Source organism: Nonomuraea sp. 3N208, from assembly GCF_052245935.1.
Taxonomy (GTDB): Bacteria; Actinomycetota; Actinomycetes; order Streptosporangiales; family Streptosporangiaceae; genus Nonomuraea.
Window position 1 is genome coordinate 31,015 of sequence record NZ_JBQQBR010000051.1, and the last position, 19,107, is coordinate 50,121.

General features: G+C 67.4%; 13 protein-coding genes and 2 pseudogenes. 8 read left to right on the top strand and 7 right to left on the bottom strand.

What is annotated here, in order from left to right:
* Positions 1–87 precede the first annotated feature (87 nt).
* Positions 88–543: a MarR family winged helix-turn-helix transcriptional regulator gene (locus ACTWPT_RS49675; RefSeq protein ID WP_443184558.1), complete on the bottom strand. Its 456-nt coding sequence runs from the start codon at positions 541–543 to the stop codon at positions 88–90.
* 85 nt (positions 544–628) lie between these two features.
* Between ACTWPT_RS49675 and ACTWPT_RS49680 the strand changes: the two genes are divergently transcribed.
* Positions 629–1,495 (top strand): NmrA/HSCARG family protein, encoded by an 867-nt coding sequence (locus tag ACTWPT_RS49680; RefSeq protein WP_443184559.1) that lies wholly within the window; start codon positions 629–631, stop codon positions 1,493–1,495.
* 26 nt (positions 1,496–1,521) lie between these two features.
* Here ACTWPT_RS49680 and ACTWPT_RS49685 read toward each other — a convergent pair whose 3' ends face one another.
* A complete protein-coding gene (locus ACTWPT_RS49685) occupies positions 1,522–1,779 on the bottom strand; it encodes a SpoIIE family protein phosphatase (protein ID WP_443184560.1) in 258 nt (85 codons plus the stop codon).
* Positions 1,780–2,203: 424 nt separating this feature from the next.
* Positions 2,204–3,214 (bottom strand): LacI family DNA-binding transcriptional regulator, encoded by a 1,011-nt coding sequence (locus ACTWPT_RS49690; RefSeq protein ID WP_443184561.1) that lies wholly within the window; start codon positions 3,212–3,214, stop codon positions 2,204–2,206.
* A gap of 241 nt (positions 3,215–3,455) precedes the next feature.
* Here ACTWPT_RS49690 and ACTWPT_RS49695 point away from each other — a divergent pair, with 241 nt between their 5' ends.
* Positions 3,456–5,780 carry a beta-xylosidase/alpha-l-arabinosidase gene (locus ACTWPT_RS49695; RefSeq protein WP_443184562.1) on the top strand — a complete coding sequence of 775 codons (2,325 nt, stop codon included), beginning with the start codon at positions 3,456–3,458 and terminating at the stop codon, positions 5,778–5,780.
* Position 5,781: 1 nt separating this feature from the next.
* Positions 5,782–7,803, top strand: a complete 2,022-nt coding sequence (locus ACTWPT_RS49700) for a beta-galactosidase (protein WP_443184563.1) — start codon at positions 5,782–5,784, stop codon at positions 7,801–7,803.
* 980 nt (positions 7,804–8,783) lie between these two features.
* On the opposite strand, the gene ACTWPT_RS49705 is transcribed toward ACTWPT_RS49700, so the two are convergent.
* Positions 8,784–9,668, bottom strand: a complete 885-nt coding sequence (locus tag ACTWPT_RS49705) for an HTTM domain-containing protein (RefSeq protein WP_443184564.1) — start codon at positions 9,666–9,668, stop codon at positions 8,784–8,786.
* A 143-nt stretch (positions 9,669–9,811) separates the two neighbouring features.
* Positions 9,812–10,579, bottom strand: a complete 768-nt coding sequence (locus ACTWPT_RS49710) for a DUF5819 family protein (protein WP_443184565.1) — start codon at positions 10,577–10,579, stop codon at positions 9,812–9,814.
* A gap of 1,117 nt (positions 10,580–11,696) precedes the next feature.
* Between ACTWPT_RS49710 and ACTWPT_RS49715 the strand changes: the two genes are divergently transcribed.
* Positions 11,697–12,749: a serine hydrolase domain-containing protein gene (locus tag ACTWPT_RS49715; RefSeq protein WP_443184566.1), complete on the top strand. Its 1,053-nt coding sequence runs from the start codon at positions 11,697–11,699 to the stop codon at positions 12,747–12,749.
* A 15-nt stretch (positions 12,750–12,764) separates the two neighbouring features.
* Here ACTWPT_RS49715 and ACTWPT_RS49720 read toward each other — a convergent pair.
* Both ACTWPT_RS49720 and ACTWPT_RS49725 read right to left on the bottom strand, forming a co-directional pair.
* Positions 12,765–13,413, bottom strand: a pseudogene (locus ACTWPT_RS49720) (hypothetical protein); the annotation flags it as partial.
* 115 nt (positions 13,414–13,528) lie between these two features.
* A complete protein-coding gene (locus ACTWPT_RS49725) occupies positions 13,529–14,956 on the bottom strand; it encodes a phytoene desaturase family protein (protein WP_443184567.1) in 1,428 nt (475 codons plus the stop codon).
* A 566-nt stretch (positions 14,957–15,522) separates the two neighbouring features.
* Here ACTWPT_RS49725 and ACTWPT_RS49730 point away from each other — a divergent pair.
* The 4 genes and pseudogenes from ACTWPT_RS49730 to ACTWPT_RS49745 form a co-directional block, all read left to right on the top strand.
* Positions 15,523–16,050, top strand: a pseudogene (locus ACTWPT_RS49730) (hypothetical protein); the annotation flags it as partial.
* A gap of 675 nt (positions 16,051–16,725) precedes the next feature.
* Positions 16,726–16,968, top strand: a complete 243-nt coding sequence (locus ACTWPT_RS49735; protein ID WP_443184568.1) for a hypothetical protein — start codon at positions 16,726–16,728, stop codon at positions 16,966–16,968.
* A 381-nt stretch (positions 16,969–17,349) separates the two neighbouring features.
* Positions 17,350–18,543 (top strand): poly-gamma-glutamate synthase PgsB, encoded by a 1,194-nt coding sequence (gene pgsB, locus ACTWPT_RS49740; protein ID WP_443184569.1) that lies wholly within the window; start codon positions 17,350–17,352, stop codon positions 18,541–18,543.
* The gene (locus ACTWPT_RS49745) at positions 18,540–19,028 is read left to right on the top strand and encodes a poly-gamma-glutamate biosynthesis protein PgsC/CapC (RefSeq protein ID WP_443184570.1); all 489 of its coding nucleotides are present in this window, start codon (positions 18,540–18,542) and stop codon (positions 19,026–19,028) included. Before pgsB ends, ACTWPT_RS49745 begins: the two co-directional genes overlap by 4 nt.
* The last annotated feature ends 79 nt before the right edge of the window (positions 19,029–19,107 follow it).

Genomic DNA, 19,107 nt, shown 5'->3' on the forward strand with positions numbered 1-19,107 from the left:
TCGGGGGCTCGTTCACCGCGCGTTGCCCGGCGTGGAGGATCTTTCCCGTTCGCATGGCGCCCACCTCGTCGACGTACCCGCTCCGGCTCACGTGCAGGGCCGCGCCGGCGTCGTGTCGAGGAATGTCCGGAGCAGATGGGCCAGGTCGCGGCGGTCGGCCTCGCCCATCCCCGCGAAGATCTCCTCGCTGATCTGCTCCTGCAGGCGGGCGATCTCGTCGATCGCGCCGAGCCCTTTGCCGGTGAGGGTGAGGCGGAAGGCACGCCGGTCGTCCGGGTCGGGCCGGCGGGTGACGAGGCCGTCCGCCTCCAGAGCGTCGACCAGCGGGGTGATGGCGCGCCCGCTGACCCCGAGCACGTCGGCGAGATCCCGCATCCGGCCGCCCGGGCGGCTGTGCAGCGTGGTCAACAGCCGCACCCGGGCGGGCGAAAGCCCGTACTCGCCGAACCGGGCTCTGCCCTGCTGCGAGAACGCCCGCGAGGCGGCCACCAGCAGCTCGCCCAGCTCGGTCGCGCTGGATTCCGATGGTCCTCGGCTTGACATCCGACTCCATCCCTGAAAGAGATAGTGAACTAGGTAACTATCCAGTACTTCTCCTTCAGTCTAACCACCTTTAGAGAGGGACGTCATGGACGCAGCCAGCGCGCGCCCGCTGATCCTCGCCACCGGGGCCACCGGCAACCAGGGTGGCGCCGTCGTGGACGCATTGCTCGGGGAACCGGGCCGATGGCGGGTGCGGGCACTCAGCCGCGACCCGTCGAGCGCCGCAGCCAGGGCGCTGGCCGCCAGGGGCGTGGAGGTGGTTGCCGGCGACATGGCCGACGCCGGGTCGTTGCGGCGGGCGCTGACCGGCGTCCACGGGGTCTTCAGCGTGCAGAACTCCCGTACCGCCGGGCTCGAGGGCGAGGTCCGGCAGGGCGTGACCCTGATCGACGCCGCCCAGGCCGCCGGCGTCGCGCACTTCGTCTACACCTCCGTCGGCGGCGCGGAACGGGTGCGCGGCATTCCCCACTTCGACACCAAATGGGAGATCGAACAACACCTGCTGGCCGCCGACCTGCCCGCCACCGTGCTGCGGCCGACCACGTTCACCGACGTGTTCACCATGCGGGGGGCCGGCATCGGCCTCGGCATGATGGCCGCCGCGCTCGGCCCTGCCAAACCGCTGCAAATGATCGCCGTACGGGACATCGGCGTCTTCGCCCGGCTGGCCTTCGAGCAACCAGACGCCTTCGCGGGCCAGGCACTGGAGCTGGCCGGCGACGAGCTGACCGTGCCACGGATCGCCGCCACGCTCAAGGCGGCGGGCCGGCCCGGCCGGTACCCGCGTCTGCCCAGGCTGGTGCTGCGGGCGATGGGCAAAGAGGCGCGGATGTTGTTCTGGTTCGGCGAGTCCGGCTACCGCGCCGACATCCCGGCCCTGCGGACGCTCCACCCCGGGCTACTGACCCTCGAAGCCTGGCTGGCCCACGGTCGCGCACACGAAGCGGCATGACCGATGCGTGGGTCAGGAGCGCCCGGTCACACCGCCTTGGCCAGGAGCAGGGCGATGTCGTCGCGTTCGCTGTTCGGGCACTGGGCGCGCACGACCATGTCGCAGATCCGGTCGATGCCCAGCGGCGGGCCCGGCGTCACCGGGAGCGTGGTGGCCACGCCGGCCGGCTGGACCAGCACGGGAGGCAGGTGGCCGGCACTGGCGATCTGTACCGTGCCCGCGGAGCGGTCGTGGCGGGCGTAGACGCAGGTGGCGATCTGGTCGGAGTCGAGCTGCTGTGCCACCCGGTTGAGCCGGAACAGCAGCTCGGGCGGGTCCAGGTCGAGGCTCCAGCGTCTGGGTGGCGGTTCTGAGCTGGCCCATCGTAGCGGCGGCGCGTACCCCGTGACCCATGACGTCGCCGACCACGAGCGCCGTGCGGTCGCCGGACAGGGGGATCACGTCGAACCAGTCGCCGCCCACCCCGGCCAGGTCGCTGGCCGGCAGGTAGCGGTAGGCGATCTCCAGCCCTGGCGGCGTCTTCAGGCATCTCGGCAGCAGGCTGCTCTGCAGCATGAGCGCGGTACGCCGCTCCCTGCTGTAGAGGCGGGCGTTGTCGATGCAGGTCGCCGTGCGAGCGGCCAGTTCCTCGACCAGCGCGATGTCCGTCTCCTGGAACGGCTCGCTCACCGCCTGCCGGAATTCACCCTTCCCGCGCTTTCCGGTCTGCTACGAGGACAGCTGCTCGGTGCTGGCGCGGACGATGAGCGTGGTGGCCAGCTCGATGCGGGTGCCCGCGGGCCCGCCCGGGTGAGTCAGCTCCTCGGAGATGAGCCGTACGGCCTCGTTGGCCATGTCGTCGAGCGGCTGGCGCACGGTGGTCAGCGGGGGCGACAACATCTCACACAGGGGCGAGTCGTCGAACCCGATCACGGACAGGTCACCGGGGACGCGGACGTCGCGCTCGGCGGCCGCCTGGTAGACGCCCGCAGCCTGCAGGTCGGACCCGGCGAAGATCGCGGAGGGCGGGTCGTCGCGGTCGAGCAGCTCGCCGCCGAACAGCTTGCCACCGGAGACGAGGAAGTCGCCGTAGCGGGTCAGCTCACGATCAGGCTCGATGCCGAACGTGCGGTGCGCCGCCAGGTAGCCCTCGTACCGGTCGAGCGTGCACTGCACGTCGAGCGGCCCGCCGATGAAGCCGATCCGGGTGTGCCCCAGCTCGAGCAGGTGGGTCGTGGCGATGACGCCACCGGACCAGTTCGTGGCCCCGACCGTGGACGTGCGCGGGTCGCGCTGACCGACCGGGTCCAGCAGCACGAGGGGGACGTGCAGCAGCTCTCCGATGGCCGCGATCTCGTCCTTGTTGTGCCGGGAGAGCACCAGCACGATGCCGTCGGTGCCGCGCTTGCGCATGATCCCGATCCAGCGCCGCAGGTCGAAGTCGGACCGCGCGGACGAGGTCACCACGAGCGAGAACCCCCACCGCGCCGCCGCCCGCTCCGCGCCCCTGATGAGCACCTGCGCCCACGGCGAGCCGAGCCCGTCGATGAGCAGGTCGACCAGGCCGACCCGGGGCGTGCTCGGCGGGCGCGGGGCCTCGTACCCGAAGGCCCGGACGGCTTCGAGGACCTTGTCCCTGGTGGCGGCCGAGACGTGTTTCTTGCCGCTCAGGACTTTGGAGACCGTCGGCACCGACACTCCGGCGGCCGCCGCGACGTCGGCTAGCGTCGCTCGGGGCACAGAACCTCCCGCTACAGCGGCGCCGCCATCCGGCTGACACCGGCGAATGACAACTTTCGGAAAATCACGTGAAAGCCGGTAACCCTCTGAACTGGGCTAACCGGCCTCCTTTTGCAATCGACCGGGACTGTTGACAGGGTTGAGGACCGCAGCCTACCGTAACGGATCGGCAATGTCACGGTAATCTTTCGGAAAGCTAGCCAGAAACTTTCCGACGCGAAAGGCCAGTAGACGAGGGTGTATGCCTGCACGTGTTGAGCAGCTGACGTCGGAACCCGCAGAACGCCGATCCCGGCGGATCGAGGACCTGCTCGCGGACATGTCACTCGATGAGAAGCTCGCCCAGCTGGTGGGCCTGTGGCTGAACGTCAACCGCAACGAGGGCGTCGTCGCGCCGCTGCAGGATGCGATGCAGGGCGAGGAGGTCGAGTTCGAGGCGTTCGCCCGCCACGGACTGGGCCAGATCACCCGCCATTACGGCACCCGGCCGGTCGATCCGGAGCGGGCGAGCGGCGTCCTGGCGGCGCGGCAGCGGTGGCTGCGTGACCACACCAGGCTCGGCATCCCCGCGCTCGCGCACGAGGAGTGCCTGACGGGGCTGGCGGCGTGGCGGGCCGCGGTCTATCCGGTGCCGCCGGCGTGGGGCGCGTCGTTCGACCCCGATCTGGTGGAGGGCATGGCGCGCCGGATCGGGGCGAGCATGCGGGCGCTCGGCGTGCACCAGGGCCTGGCGCCGGTGCTGGACGTGATCCGCGACCAGCGGTGGGGCCGGGTCGAGGAGTGCATTTCCGAGGACCCGTACGAGGTCGCCACCATCGGCGCCGCCTACGTCCGCGGCCTGCAGTCGGCGGGCGTCATCGCCACACTGAAGCATTTCGTCGGCTACTCCAACTCCCGCGCGGGGCGGAACCTCGCGCCGGTGCACGCCGGCGCCCGCGAGGTGGCCGACACGTTGTTGTTCCCGTTCGAGGTCGCGGTACGAGACGCGGGCGCGGGCTCGGTCATGAACTCCTACGCGGAGATCGACGGCGTCCCGGTCGCCGCGGACGCCCACTACCTGACCCGGGTCCTGCGTGATGAATGGGGCTTCGACGGCACCGTCGTCGCCGACTATTTCGCCGTCGCGTTCCTGCACACGCTGCACGCCGTGGCCGCCGACGCCGAGGACGCGGCCGTCCAGGCGCTCACGGCCGGCATCGACGTCGAGCTGCCCACCGGCGTGACGTACCTGGAGCCGCTGAAGCAGGCGGTCGCGTCGGGCCGGATCGAGGAGTCGCTGATCGACCGGGCACTGCGCCGCGTGCTGCGGCAGAAGGCCGCGCTGGGGCTGCTCGACGAGAACTACGAGCCGGCCGCGGGCACCGGGCCGATCGACCTCGACGATCCCGGATCGCGTGAGGTGGCGCGGCGGCTGGCCGAGGAGTCGATCGTGCTGCTGACCAACGACGGCCTGCTGCCGCTCGGCGACGCCGCGGGCAAGCGGGTCGCCGTCGTCGGCCCCAACGCCGACAGCCTCGCCGCGTTGTTCGGCTGTTACTCCTTCGTCCAGCACGTCCTGCCGCACTTCCCCGAGGCCGAGCCTGGCATCGCCGCGCCCACGCTGCTCGAGGCCCTGCGCGAGGAGCTGCCCGGCGCTACCTTCCTGGCCGAGCGGGGCACCGGGGTGGACGACGGCGACCGGACCGGGATCGAGGCGGCCGCCCGCCTGGCCGCCGGCTCCGACGTGGCCCTTCTGGTGCTCGGCGACCGCTCGGGGCTGTTCGGGCGGGGCACCTCCGGCGAGGGGTGCGACGTGGACACCCTGGAGCTCCCGGGCGCCCAGCGGGAGCTCGCCGAGGCGGTGCTCGCCACCGGCACGCCGACCGTGGTGGTGCTGATGACCGGCCGCGCGTACGCGGTGCCGGGGATCGTCAGGGACGCCGCGGCGGTCGTCCAGGCGTTCTTCCCCGGCGAGGAGGGCGCGGGCGCGATCGCCCGGGTGCTGAGCGGGGCCGTGAACCCCTCGGGCCGGCTGCCGATGAGCCTGCCGCGCACGACCGCCGGCCAGCCCTACAGCTACCTGCATCCCAGGCTGGGCGGGGCCGGCTCGGTCAGCAACATCGATCCCGCTCCCGTGCTGCCCTTCGGCCACGGGCTGAGCTACACCCGCTTCACCTACGACAACCTGACGGCCGACGCGGCCGGAGAGTCGATCCGCTGCTCGGTCACCGTGCGCAACGACGGGGAGCGGCGCGGCACGGAGGTCGTCCAGGTGTACGCCGCCGACCGGATCGCCTCGGTGACCAGGCCCGTCGCCCAGCTCGTCGGATATGCCCGGGTCGAGCTGGACCCGGGCGAGCGCGCGCGGGCCGGCTTCGACGTGCCCGTGCGGCTGCTGGCGTTCACCGGACGGGACGGGCGGCGGATCGTCGAGCCCGGCGAGGTCGGAGTGTCGGTCCGGCGCTCGGTCGCGGACGTCGTGGCGGAGCGGACGGTGACGCTGACCGGCCCCGTTCGCCAGATCACCGGTGCGGAGCGGCGGCTGACCACCGTGTCGATAACGGTCGATAACGAAGTGGAGTGTTGAAATGACCCGGATGGACGCGTTCAGGAACCGCGTCAAAGGTTTCGCCTTCGGCGGCGACTACAACCCCGAGCAGTGGGAGCCCGCCGTCTGGCGGGAGGACGTCCGGCTCATGCGCGAGGCCGGCGTCAACACCGTTTCGCTGGGCGTGTTCGCGTGGGCGTCGCTGGAGCCTGAGCCGGGCAAGTACGAGTTCGGCTGGATGGACGAGGTCATGGACCTCCTCCACGAGAACGGCATCAGCGTCAACTTGGCCACTCCCACCGCGGCCCCGCCCGTCTGGCTCACCCACATGCATCCGGAAGTGTTCCCTATCAGGGAGGACGGGCAGCCGTTCGGTTTCGGGAACCGGCTGCATTACGACCCGTCGTCGCCGATTTACCGGGAGTACGCGGCGAACATCACGACCAAGTTGGCCGAGCGGTATTCGTTCCATCCGGCGCTGGCGATGTGGCACATCAGCAACGAGTACGGGCCGACGGCATACAACGAGGCCGCGGCGGTCAACTTCCGCCGCTGGCTGCGCCGCAAGTACGGCAGCCTCGACGCCCTGAACGAGGCGTGGACCACCCGTTTCTGGGGCCAGATCTACACCGACTGGGACCAGATCGACGTGCCGCACATCCCGCGCACCTGGATGAACCCCACCCGCCGGCTCGACTTCAAGCGCTTCTCCTCCGACGCGCTGCTGGAGTGCTACATCGCCGAGCGGGACATCGTGCGGTCCTTCCGCGACGACATCCCGGTCATGACGAACTTCATGCGTTTCTTCCGGCACGCCGACTACTGGAAGTGGGCGCCGGAGGAGGACGCCGCCGCGCTCGACATCTATCCGAACCCGGCCGAGGCCGACTCGCACGTGTCGGCGGCCTTCAACTACGACCTGTTCCGCTCGCTCAAGGGCGGGCAGCCGTGGATGCTGATGGAGCAGTCGAGCAGCGCCGTCAGCCAGTGGAAGCTCAACGTCGTCAAGGAGCCTGGGCGGATGCGGCTCGGCTCGCTGGCGGCGATGGCGCGCGGGGCCGACTCGGTCATGTTCTTCCAGTGGCGGGCCAGCCGCGGCGGGCAGGAGCGGTTCCACTCGGCGATGCTGCCGCACTCCGGGCCCGGCTCGCGCACGTTCAGGGAGATCACCGACCTGGGGCGGGAGCTGAAGCTGCTGGCGCCGGTGGCGGGCACCACCTCGCGGTCGGAGATCGCGATCCTTTTCGACTGGGACGGCTGGTGGGGGCTGGAGGAGGTCTTCGGCCTGCCGCGCAACGACTTCAGCTACACGGACACGGTGATGCGGCACTACACGCCGCTGTGGGAGCGGCACTACCCGGTGGATGTGGTCTCGGCCGGTTCGTCGCTGGACGGGTACAAGGTGCTGGTGGTGCCGAACGCGTACCTGATCGGCGACGAGGGCGTGCGGCGGATCACCGAGTTCGCGCGCAACGGCGGGACGGTGCTCATGTCGTTCTTCTCCGGCGTGGTCGACGGGAACAACCGGGTGCGGCCGGACGGATACCCGGGGGCGTTCCGCGAGCTCATCGGCGCGAAGATCGACGAGTACTGGCCGGCCCGGCCGCACGAGGAGTTCGCGGTCGAGTTCGGCGACGGGCGGCGCGCGAGCTCCACCTGGTGGCGTGAGGACCTCCACCTGGAGACCGGGACGGCCCTGGCGACGTACGGTGACGGGCTGCTGGAGGGGCGGGCCGCCGTGGTCGAGCACCGGTACGGCGCCGGCCGGGTCGTCTACGTCGCGACGCTGCTGGAGCAGGCCGCGTTCGACGCACTCGTGGCGGAAACCGTGGAGGCGGCGGGTGCGCGCCGGCGCTTCGAGGGCGTTCCCGCCCACGTGGAGTGCGCGGTGCGGGGCGACGAGGCGCACGAGTACGTGTTCCTGCTCAACCACAGCGCCGAGCTGGGCGCGTCCGTCCCCGTGGGAGGGGAGGGGACGGACCTGCTCACCGGGCGGCCGGTGTCCGGGGAGGTGGCGCTGGAACCCCTGGGGGCCGCGGTGATCCGGCGCCCCACGCTGTGACGTGCCACGGTTGATGTCGCTGTCTCTGCCGCGCTCTTGTCGTGGTGGTGCGGCAGTTGGTTGATGGACTGGTGGGCGTTATGAAGGCCGTTGCCCGGCCCCCGAGTCCTCGGGGTCGTCCCATGTCTCACAAGAGTCTGACAGAGAGGGAAGAGCAGCAACACCTGCTGTAACGCAGGGGCGCCCCTGCGTTACAGCAGGTCTTTGTGGGTAGCACCTACGAATGAATGTGTGCGCTCGGACGGTTAGCGATTACGCTCGCCATGGCTTGGAAACGATCGCCGGTTCACCGCCCGAGCGCAGTAGCGTGACTGGCTCGTTGACTGACGGGTTTGCGGTCTATCTACCGAGCGCGCCACCGGCCGTCGCGCCAACCGTCGCGCCACCGGCCGTCGCGCCAGCCGTCGCGCCACCGGCCGTCGCGCCACCGGCCGTCGCGCCAGCCGTCGCGCCACCGGCCGTCGCGCCACCGGCGGTCGCGCCACTGATTGCGCGTGCATGTGACGCGGCGACCGGCCCGATCCCTGCAGGGCCTAGCCTCTGAGAGCTCCGTCTGGGTGGCTGCGGTCACTTCTACCTTCGAGGCGAAGGAGGTCGTAGAGGCTTCGGCCATCCCGGACGGCCAGAGCATGAGGGTGGCGAGAGACGCCGCGCCGATCAGCGGGAGTCGGTTTCTGCGCATGGGCTCCTCCAGGTGGAGAATTACGCGACCACTGTGGATCACGACCCGAAACGGACATATCGGGACATTCCCGATATTCGGCCCATCATGCATGTTTTTCTGAACGGGTGTGCCTGTTCAGGACTCTGCGGAATGGCGCGCCGTACTCGCCAGCGGATTGGCGACTGATGTGGCAGACACTGTCCGCGATCCTGGCGTCCGCTGATTCGACTTTGGGCACCGTGGCGCTACCAGTACCTTGCCAAGGCTTGCGAAGACTTTCTTTACGGAGCCATGCGCGTCAATTCGAGCAGGGCACTCACGTCGACTCTGCGGCACGCCGAAGGTATCGAATCCTCGTAGCTCGCGCCCACCAGGCGAATCGTTCGTACGTGGAATCTCGAATGAAAAGCAAATCCGTGGCGATCATTATGAAAGAAAAGGAGGACAGTCCCATGAGCACGCCAACGCCGAGGTGCATGCCAGTCACTGCAGCGATCCCCAGCCGTCTCGTCATGCTGTTCAACATCAGTAGTGGAAATGTCAGTTGGATGAAGACTGCAGCATAGGACCCAAAGGTGAATAGGAAGGCGTTGTCATAGATCGCACGGCTGAGATTCGGAAAGGGCTGGACATCTTCGATGTGAAGTACGTAATAAAGTGCCGTTCCTTCTTGCCAGAGATCACCTTGCACCTTGAGGAGGCCGGTATTAACGTAGAGAATGCTGACCTGGAGGAGAGTGGCCAGGAGCGCAACATTGTGCAGGACCGTGGCCATGCGCCACCGAACATTGCTCGTGAGGGCTGCCGCGGATCCTGAAACAGCATGGACAGTTCTCTTCTTCGCCCGTCTGGCATCGATTGACCAGCGTGCCGAGAGGTCAGCGAAGGAGAGATAGATGAGCACGAGAAGCATGAGATCGTCACCGCCATCGAGCAGCCATGGTTGACGTTCACGCCAAGACCACAACATGACGGCTAGTGCCGGCGTTATCAAACGTGTCCGCCAGCCGAGTATGAAAAGCGCCACGAGTATGATGAAGGAGTGGTAGATCAATTCGAATTGCTCGCTGGAACCCGCGAACGCGAATATCGAGAAGGTGCCCTTCTCAGCCAGTCGCTCTTCGAGGATATCTTTCGTCCATGGTGATTCCGGCCCCCAGAGCAGACGGCGATCTCCATAGTCGACCAGCAGCAGGCCCATGAGGACCAACCCATATCCGATGCGGAGGACAGCCAGGCCATAGAGCCCGTAACGAGTGCCACTGACTCGCTCTACTATGCTTTGGATGCGCCCCTGTATATGGTTATATGTTTGCCGCAGTCGGAGCGGCAGTCGGTTATCCCTCACCTAAAGGCCTCTTTCCAGAGCCTAACCGCTTCATCCGTCACGGGCGACGGCGGCCACCAGTCGAAGTCGCTGTGATATCTGTTCCCATCATCACTCTGGCTTCGGTCTGAGAACCGAGGAACGAGATGGTTGGAGATCCGCACCTGAACCGCGGTTATTTTATTCCCCCATTGGGCGCGCGCCGCTAGCGTCGCGATAGCGCTCATATGGCGCACCGCTTGCCATCGAGCGATCGGATCAGGAGCGCTAGGGCTATCTGGTGTCACCGCCGCATCCTCACTCTTTTGACTGGTAGTCGCCGGTTCGACCTCGGCTTCGGTCATTATCTGGTGGCCACCGATGACGAGTCGTGAGAGGCGTGCAGGGAACAGGCTGCCCCGTACCTTTTCTATCCCAGGCTTGCTGATATCCGTCCAGCCGGCGGTTCTCTCCATACCGGTCGAATCGCGAATTTTTGCACGAACGAGAACTCGAGTGTTGTAATCGACTGGATCAGGCGCGAACAGCCCCCAACCTTGGCGAAAGTACGGATTGATGTAGTCATTAACGATTGAGGCGCTCTGTTCGCTGATCGGATTCCGTGGGGCGAGATATAGGAACGTCGCAATGAAATGAAAGGACAGTATCAGTGTGCAGATTACGCACCATGCGACGATGACTCTCTGCCGCCAGCCGCACAGTTGGCTGGCGGCATATGGGCGATGACGCTGCTCGGGATAACCGGTTTCTTGGCCTTGTAGGGATCCCATATCATCCAGGTCCACGGTCGGTTCTCCCTTATGTGCGGTGCCTTTATCTCGCACCACGGGCGTCGTGCGCTACGGCCAGTGAAGTGTCCGGGGGTCTCGTTGATCGGGGTTCCGATGGGGCGAACATGGAGAAATCTTTAAGGCTTGTGCGTGCTGGGAATCATGCCTGGTCATGGTCCATTGCATCATGAAGTTCCCCATATCAGAGTAAGTGGCGCTAAGAGGGCTCTCTAATATCTGGTGTGGGGGCCGTGGCGTGCGCCATCTCTGAACAGCCTGCGTGAAGCCGGGGCCCACGAGCAGGCCGACCGGCTTTCCTGCCGCAGGGCCATTCGATCGGTTCATTCGAATCGTTAACCATCGGGAGCGGTTCCGGTTCGGGCGGGAACGCGATGGGAGCGCCGCGGCCCCCGCACTTGGCGAACCTGGAGTGATCAAGAGCCGGTCTTTGGCATCGGGGTCCCGAGCGGCCGCAGTGATACTCAAGTTGGCGCCGACAGCCCGCGGGGCGTCGGCGCGGCCGTCCTGCGGCGGCTCACCCTGGACCGGATGGCCGACGTGCTGCCTTCACGTCATCGCCAGACGGCAAAACGGCTACCGCCTCGCTGCCTGATCAATTACATGACCGACTCTCCGGGCCAGGCGGTAGCGGTCGGCGCTGGGCCCCTCTCGGAGGCCAGGCAAAGAACGCACCGCTGCAGGGGCTGCCGATTGACTTGTCGGGTCCGTTGACCTGCAACAACATCCAAAGCCTCGGTTTAGAACCGGACAACTTTGCGGGTACTATCTGTCGATCGGTTTCGGCCAGGTCCTCCACCCCTTTGCTCAGTGCGTCCAGGGAGCTCCCAAACGCCGACCCGCCGGTCAGTCCCCCGGGATGTTGATCCGTCGGTGAAGCTCCTTGCCCACATCGCTGAGGGGTTGCCGCCCAGTGTGCTGGATCCGCTGTCGCTCGTCGATCGCCTCGGCCCCGTAGGGGGCGCCAGGCGGACGCTGGTAGATCGCGGGGTCAGTCCTCAGGTCTACCCCTCTGGTCTGGAGCCGATCTTGTTTCAAACGAGACAAGGATCTCCCAAGACCGGAGGAGTAGATGGTAAGAGGAATCGGCATCGTGATCTGTGTGATCACGTCCATGCTGGCTCTTTCAGCGGGTGCCGCCTTGGCCGACCCGCGTTCCGGAACTCGGACCCCCTATAACACGATCCTGGACGCTGTCGTCGTCGGCAGCTCGATCGCAGCGGTCGCCGAGATCCGCAACGGTGACAAGATATGGCGAGGCAGCAGCGGCTTGGCGGAAGTGAACGGCGACCAGCCTCCACCGGCCAGCGCAAACTTCCGTGCCGGGAGCATCACCAAATCCTTCACCGCGACTGTCGTGCTCCAACTCGTGGGCGAGGGAAGGTTGAGCCTATCCGACAGTGTCGACCACTGGCTGCCTGGGCTCGTCGGCGACGGCAGCACGATCACCGTGAAACAGCTGCTCCAGCACACCAGCGGCCTGCCTGAGTACACCACGGACATGGTCGACGATGCCGGTGTCCCCAAGGAGCGTTATCGCACCTGGTCCCCAAGGGAACTGGCGGAGAAGGCCGGAAGGCTTCCCCGGGAGTTTCCTTCCGGCACCAGGTTCCAGTACTCCAACACCAACTACATCGTCCTCGGCATGCTCATTGAGAAGGTGACCGGCAGGCCGTACGGGACGGAGATCGAGCAGCGGATCCTGCAGCCGCTGGGCCTGACCCGCACCTGGCTCCCAGGGGCCTCACCCGAGGTGAAAGGCCCACACGCCCACGGGTACGTGGCCGTCAAGAAGAACGGCGAGCTCACCCGCGTCGACGTCACCAGGTTCAACCCGACCATAGCCGGCGCCGCCGGTGAGATCATCTCCACTACCGGCGACCTCAACCGGTTCTACCGCGCCCTGCTCGGCGGCAAGCTGCTTCGTCCCGCTCAGTTGAAGGAGATGAAGGATCCCGGCCCTTCGGGCGATTACGGGCTGGGCCTGGAGATGACTCACCTGCCGTGCGGCACCGCGTACGGTCACACAGGCGCAACCCCCGGATACAGTACGGCGTCGTTTATCTCGGCGGACGGCACCCGGCAGATCACCCTGTCGACCACGCCGTCCTCCGGTGATTCGGGATCCGCGGCGAAGGCCCTGTTGAAATCCGCGCTCTGCGCCTGAGAGCTGCTTCTTGGATCAGGTTCGGAGCCAGATGGCTAGGGCGGCCGGGGGGACGGTGCCGAGGAAGATGTAGGCGCGTTTGTCGTACCGCGTGGCCACTGCACGGAAGTTCTTAGCCGGTTGATCGCTCGTTCGACGACGTTGCGCGCCTTGTAGCGTTCGGCGTCGAAGCCGGTGGGCCATTCCCAGGCCGCGCCGGCGGCGGTTGTCTGTGGCCAGGCTGTCCGGCCGGGGTACCCGGATGGTGCCCAACACCCGCCGGAACTGAGGACTGTCGCCATACTGGCCCGGTGTCAGAATCGGCGACAGCACCCGGCAGCGGCCGTCCGCCGACAGGTGGATCTTGGTTGTGAACCGGCACGGGATCGGCTTAAGTACTCCCCAGTCTGACCACCTCCGCCAGTCGGGCGGCCAGAGCGGCCAGCACCGGCCCGCCCCGGTTTGTCCCCGCGCGGCGTCCCCCCTTTTTGCCGCCCCGGGAAGGGGACCGTTGAGACGGCCGGGGCGGTGTGCGTGGCGCACCGGCGGCGTGCTGGTGCGCCCGGATAGTGGTGGAGTCTACGGAGATGTCCCAGTCCACCCGGCCCTCGGCGTCTTGCTCGGCCTGGATCGCGGTCAGCAGCATCTGCCAGGTGCCATCGGCCGACCAGCGGCGGTGCCGCTTTTAGACCGTGATCCAGGGCCTAGGCGATCGCCGGCCGCGGCCGAACCGCCCCTCACGTCGGTGGTGTTCGGCGGGAGGTGAAGAGGGCGGGATCGATGTCTGTGCCGGCCTCGGGCTAAGGGCGTGATCGGCGGTGAAGGTGGCGCAGTGCTCGTGCTGCGGCGTGCGCGCCGCACATCCCGTGCGCGCCGGGACCTGGCGGGGTGGCTGCGGAGCAGATGAAGTGCCCGGGCAGCCCGACGTCATAGGGCTGGAGAGTGGGCCGTGGCCCGAACAGCAACTGCGGGACGTCCTTGGCGCCGGTCATGATGTTGCCGCCGACGTAGTTCGGGTTGTACTCGGCGAATCCCGGTGTCGTGCGTACGGCGGTGCCGACGGCCCTGTCCCGGAACCCCGGCGCGAACCGCTCGATCTGCGCGATGATCGCCTCCGTGGCGTCGCCGGTGTAGCCGTTCGGCACGTGCGCATACGTCCACACCGGATGCACGTTTCCGGCCGACCGCTGCGGGTCGGCCAGATACTGCTGCCCCACCAGGACGAACGGCCGTGGTGGCATCCGCCCGGCATGGATCTCCCGTTCGGTGGCGGCGATCTCGGCGAACGTGCCGCCGACATGAACCGTCCCTGCCCGTCGCGCGGCCTCCGCGGTCCACGGGACGCCGCCTTCCACCGCGAAGTCGACTTTGAACGCCCCCGGGCCGTAACGGAATCGCCGGTAGGCCCGGGCGACGCGCGCCGGCAGCCGGTCGCCGAGGATGTCGGCCACCGCCGTGGGCGCGAGGTCGTAGACGGTCACATCCGCGGACGGCAGATCGGAGACCGACCGCACACGCACGCCGGTCTCGATCTTTCCGCCGAGGTCGAGGAGCAGAGCTGACATGGCGTCGGTGATCCGGCGAGACCCGCCTTCGGCGACCGCCCAGCCGTGCCGGTGCCCGGCGGTGAGGATGCCGAGCCCGATGCCGGAGCTCAGCGGCCGGTGCAGGGGATGGAACGCGTGCGCCGCGACCCCGCTGAACAGCGCCCTGGCCTCCTCGGTGGCGAAGATCTTCGCCAGCAGCGACGCGGGAGCCAGCGCCGGGATCCCGAAGCGGGCGAGGCGGATTGGATGCCGTGGGATGCGCAGGAGCGGGCCGAGGATGTCGCCGCTGAAGGTGTCGTAGGCCGCAGACGGGCCGCCGAACAGCCGCCGCCAGCGCTGGCCGTCGGTGCCGAGACCGGCGGCGGTCTCGGCGACCGAGCGGTACAGCACCCCGGCGGTGCCGCCGTCGAGCGGATGCGCGCAGTCGATCTCCGGGAGCTTCCACGTCAGCCCGTAGCGGCCCAGGTCGAGACTCCGCAGGAACGATGATCCGACGGCCATCGGATGGATGGCGGAGCAGTGATCGTGCAGCAGGCCGGGCAGGATCGCCTCACTCGAGCGAGTGCCGCCGCCCGGCTGGTCTCCGGCCTCCAAGACCGTGACGTGCACGCCCGCCCGGGCCAGGACGATGGCGGCGGCGAGGCCGTTTGGCCCGCCACCGACCACGGTCGCTGTGCTCATCTGTCCGACTCTCCCGGCGGCTCGGCCGATCGTCACTGCGGCATCCGTTCGGTCGCCGCGTGCTCCGCCGCAGACGTCATGGGCTTGCGTCGAACTGCAGTCGGCGGGCGTGGATCGAGGCGGGCTTGCCTGGATAGGAATCCGGCCGAGACGTCTGCATGGCCTGCACCCACCTCCAAGCGCTGATGTGACGATCGGTATCCATGAGAATACCAAGAGTTGGCATCGTGGGTTAGAACGCCTGAGCGGTAGGGGGAGTGGCGCTTCCTTTAGCCGGTGGCCGCCCACACCCGATCTGATCTCGGACTCCACACTCCCAATGGGACCAGCTCGCAGGCCACCTCGACGGCACCCGCCCAGTCGGCTCCACAGGCGCGACCTCAGCCGGGCAGATCCTGTCCGCCCGCGCCGTTATGTACACCCCAAATGGTCCACAACACCCCCGCACAACCTCGCCAATGAGATCTCGTTCCTGTGTGATCGGCTCGGCTGGAACGTCGAACTGATGCTCAACCCGGGCCGCGGCATCGACGAACGGCAGGCTCAACACCAGCACCCATGCCGAACTCCTCATTGTGGACGAGGCCGACCGCCTCAAAGTCGGGGTACTCGAACAACTGCGCGACCACCACGACCGCACCGGCATCGGACTCATCCTGATCTGCATGCCCGGACGAAAAGCGCCTTGCCCGCTACCACCGCTCTACTCCCGCGTCGGCTTCGTCCACCACAACAAACCCATGTCCCCCGACGAACAAGCCTTCGTCCTCGCCCGACCCTGGCCCCACCTCAACCTCAGCGACACCGACGACTACGCCACCACCGAAGCCCTCGCCGCCATCACCCGCATCACCAGCGCCAACTTCCGCCTCACTGTCCGCCTCATCGGCCAGATCGAGCATCCTGAAAATCAACAGCATGTCCACCGTCACCCAAAGAAGTCGTCGAAGCCGCCCGCAAGGACCTCGTCATCGGCTCGATGTGACCGCCCCACGCCAAGCGCAGCCGCCCAGATATCGCGCACCACCGGACAGCATCACGCAAAGGCCGTTGCCCGGCCCGAGGACTCGGGGGCCGGGCAACGGCCTATATAACGCGCACCAGTCCATCAACCAACTGCCGCACCACCACGACACTAGCGCGGCAGAGACAGCGACATCGTGGCACGTCACACCCCACGCCGTAACGGCCCGCCCAGCCGCGCCAATCGATCGGAGACGGAAGACGGAAGGCCGTATTGCCGAGCGGCGGGGAAAGGATGGTTGCACTGGGTCCTCCGTATGGCGCCTCCTTGACCAGGCGTCCATCGGGACGGGCCTGTGGCCGCCTCGTGGCCCCGCCCACGGCGGCCTTCTCCAGGCGCCGCCCGTCACCTCGCGCCCTTTTCTCGAGCCATGCCGAAATCCTGAGGCCGCATTGACCGGGCCGGGGAAGGCTGGATCGTCGCCGGTTACAGCCCTGTTACGCAAATCCGTGTCGCTGAGTGCACACCGTGTAGCGGCTCGATTCGAGATACCGGAACTCCCGGCTATTTCGAATCGCTGCCACACAAATGCGATAGATGGCCTTTTGGCGACAAGAGAGGCTTTGCCGCTGTTGTGGAGAACATACTGGCCCCCGTCGCTAACGTGGGAATTGTCCATAGCGCCGTCATGGAGAATCCCGGGAAACCGTGGCACCGTCACGGTGAATTCGGGGAACCGTGCACGACGCTTCGGCGAGTCCTAGGCCGGTCCTGGGACTCCTCCCTGCCATTCGGGAGCGATCTTATGCTGAAGCGACTCGTCGTAGCCACAGCGGTGGCCGCGTCCACACTCGTGATCAGCGGCCCGATCACCGTACAGCCCGCCAACGCCGCCACCGACGCAAACTGCACGGCCGTCGAACAGCGCGCCGTGCCAGCACCCGCCGCGAAGCCGTGCTATTGGAAGACGAAGTACGGCATGTGGTGCAAATACTGCTACAAATTCGGCAAGTACAGGTTCGAGCACTGCAAGTCAAGACCGCGGTAGCAGCTGGCGACTCGGATCGCACCAGCGTATCCAGCGCCCCGCGAGGACCCTCCTCGCGGGGCGCCCCATGCCACGGCGTCGGCGTCACACGACCACGCCGCATCACCTGCGGGCCCGGCGCCGCCGCGGAGGCCCGTCATAAATTCCAGAGCTCGGTGACTAAAACGGGAAAATCCGGGATTTTGCACCGAAATAGTTCGCTTGGTTGAAGCTTGGGCGCACTGCGGTATCCCCCTGAGGCTTCGCCCGGGACCATTGCGTTGAGGGGGCTTGCCGGATCAAGAGGTCCAGCAGCACCGCATCCAGATCCGCAGGTACAACGAACTCGAGCTGATCGGGCACACGATCAAGCGCACCCAACTCCGGGCGGGGGACGTGTAGATGCTCTATCTGTATGTGATCTTCAGCTTGTCCCTGCTGGTACTGCTCGTGCTTGGTGTGGCAGAACAACGCCGGCACGACGCCAACCTGGACCGCATCCCAGTGCGGATCCTGGTCAACGGCATCCGCGGCAAGAGCTCCATCACCCGGCTGATCGCCGGAGCCCTGCGCGGCGGCAGGCTGCGCGTGATCGCCAAGACGACCGGCAGCGCCGCCCGATTCATCCACGCGGACGCCACCGAGGAGCCGGTGCACCGAAGATTCGGCATCGCCAACATCGCCGAGCAGATCGGCGTCGTGCGCCGCGCTGTTGCGGAGCATCCGGACGCTCTGGTCATCGAGTGCATGGCGGTGACGCCGCCGTTGCAGGAGACCTACCAGGACAAGCTCATCCGCTCCACCATCGGTGTGCTGAGCAATGTCCGGGAGGACCACCTGGAGGAGATGGGCCCCACCCTGGACGACGTCGCGCGGTCACTGTCGCGCGCGATGCCCCGCGACGGCATCTGCGTGACCGCCGAACGTGACCGCCGAAGGGTGCTTGAGCAGGAGGCCGGGCGCCGCGACTGCCGGCTCCTGTTTACGGACGCCGGCGAGGTGAGCGAGGAGGAGATGGCCGGGTTCCGGCACTTCGCCTTCCCTGAGAACGTCGCCATCGCGCTTACGGTGGCCGCCCAACTCGGCATCTCCCGCCAGGACGCCCTGCACGGCATGTACTCCGTGCGGCTCGACCCCGGCGTGCTCACGGTCGAGAAGTACGACGTGCGGGGCGCGACCCTGCGGTTCGCGAACATCTTCGCCGCCAACGACCCTCGCTCCACGGTCATGAACTTCAAGCAGCTCCTCGACCACGGCCACATAGGGCCTCCGATTCTCACCCTCATCAACTGCCGGCCGGACCGCATCGAACGCAACGCCCAGATGGCCGAGATCGTCCCGGAGCTCGGCACCTCCAGGCTGTTCCTCATCGGCCACCCCACCCGCTCCGCCCGCGCCGCTCTCCCCGAGGGCTGGAACGGAGAACTGGTCGACCTCGGCGGCCCTCACCGCGAACCCGGGCAGATCTGGAGCCAGATCTGTTCACGCATCGACAGGGACGCCTCCGTGGTCGCCATCGGCAACATCCACGGTCAGGGGGAAAGGCTGCTCGCGCACCTGCTCACCGCCGCCGCACCGGCCGGAGGGGCCCGATGAGCCCCGCCACCGACTCCGTGCTCACCCCTGAGACGGCGGCCCTGGGGTTCGCGATCGGTCTACTGTTCGCCCTGGTCTGCTACCTGAGCACCAACCTGTCTCCAGGCGGAATGATCAGCCCTGCCGGGCTGGCGATCACGCTCGTCGAGGACTGGCGGCGCCTGATCATGATGGCCTGCGTCGTGGCGCTCACCTGGGCGGGCACCCTGGTGGTCCAGCGGTTCGTCATCCTTTACGGCAAACGGCTGTTCGCCGGCGCCCTCATGCTCGGCATCTTCCTGCAGGTGACGCTGTTCGCCTTCCTGCTCAAGCGGTTCCCGCTGCTGCTCAGTTACGAGACGCTCGTCTTCCTCGTGCCGGGCCTGATCGCCTACCACCTCGTCCGCCAACCGGTGGTCCCCACCTTGATCTCCACGACCTTCGTCACCGCGGTCACCTACGCCGTCCTGGAGACCGGCATACTGCTGCACCTCCTTGGCCGCTGAGGATCGTGTACGACGCGCAGGGCGTCGGCGGCACGTGCACCGGCGATCGGTTCGCTCCGAGACTTCCGCCGGTGACCAG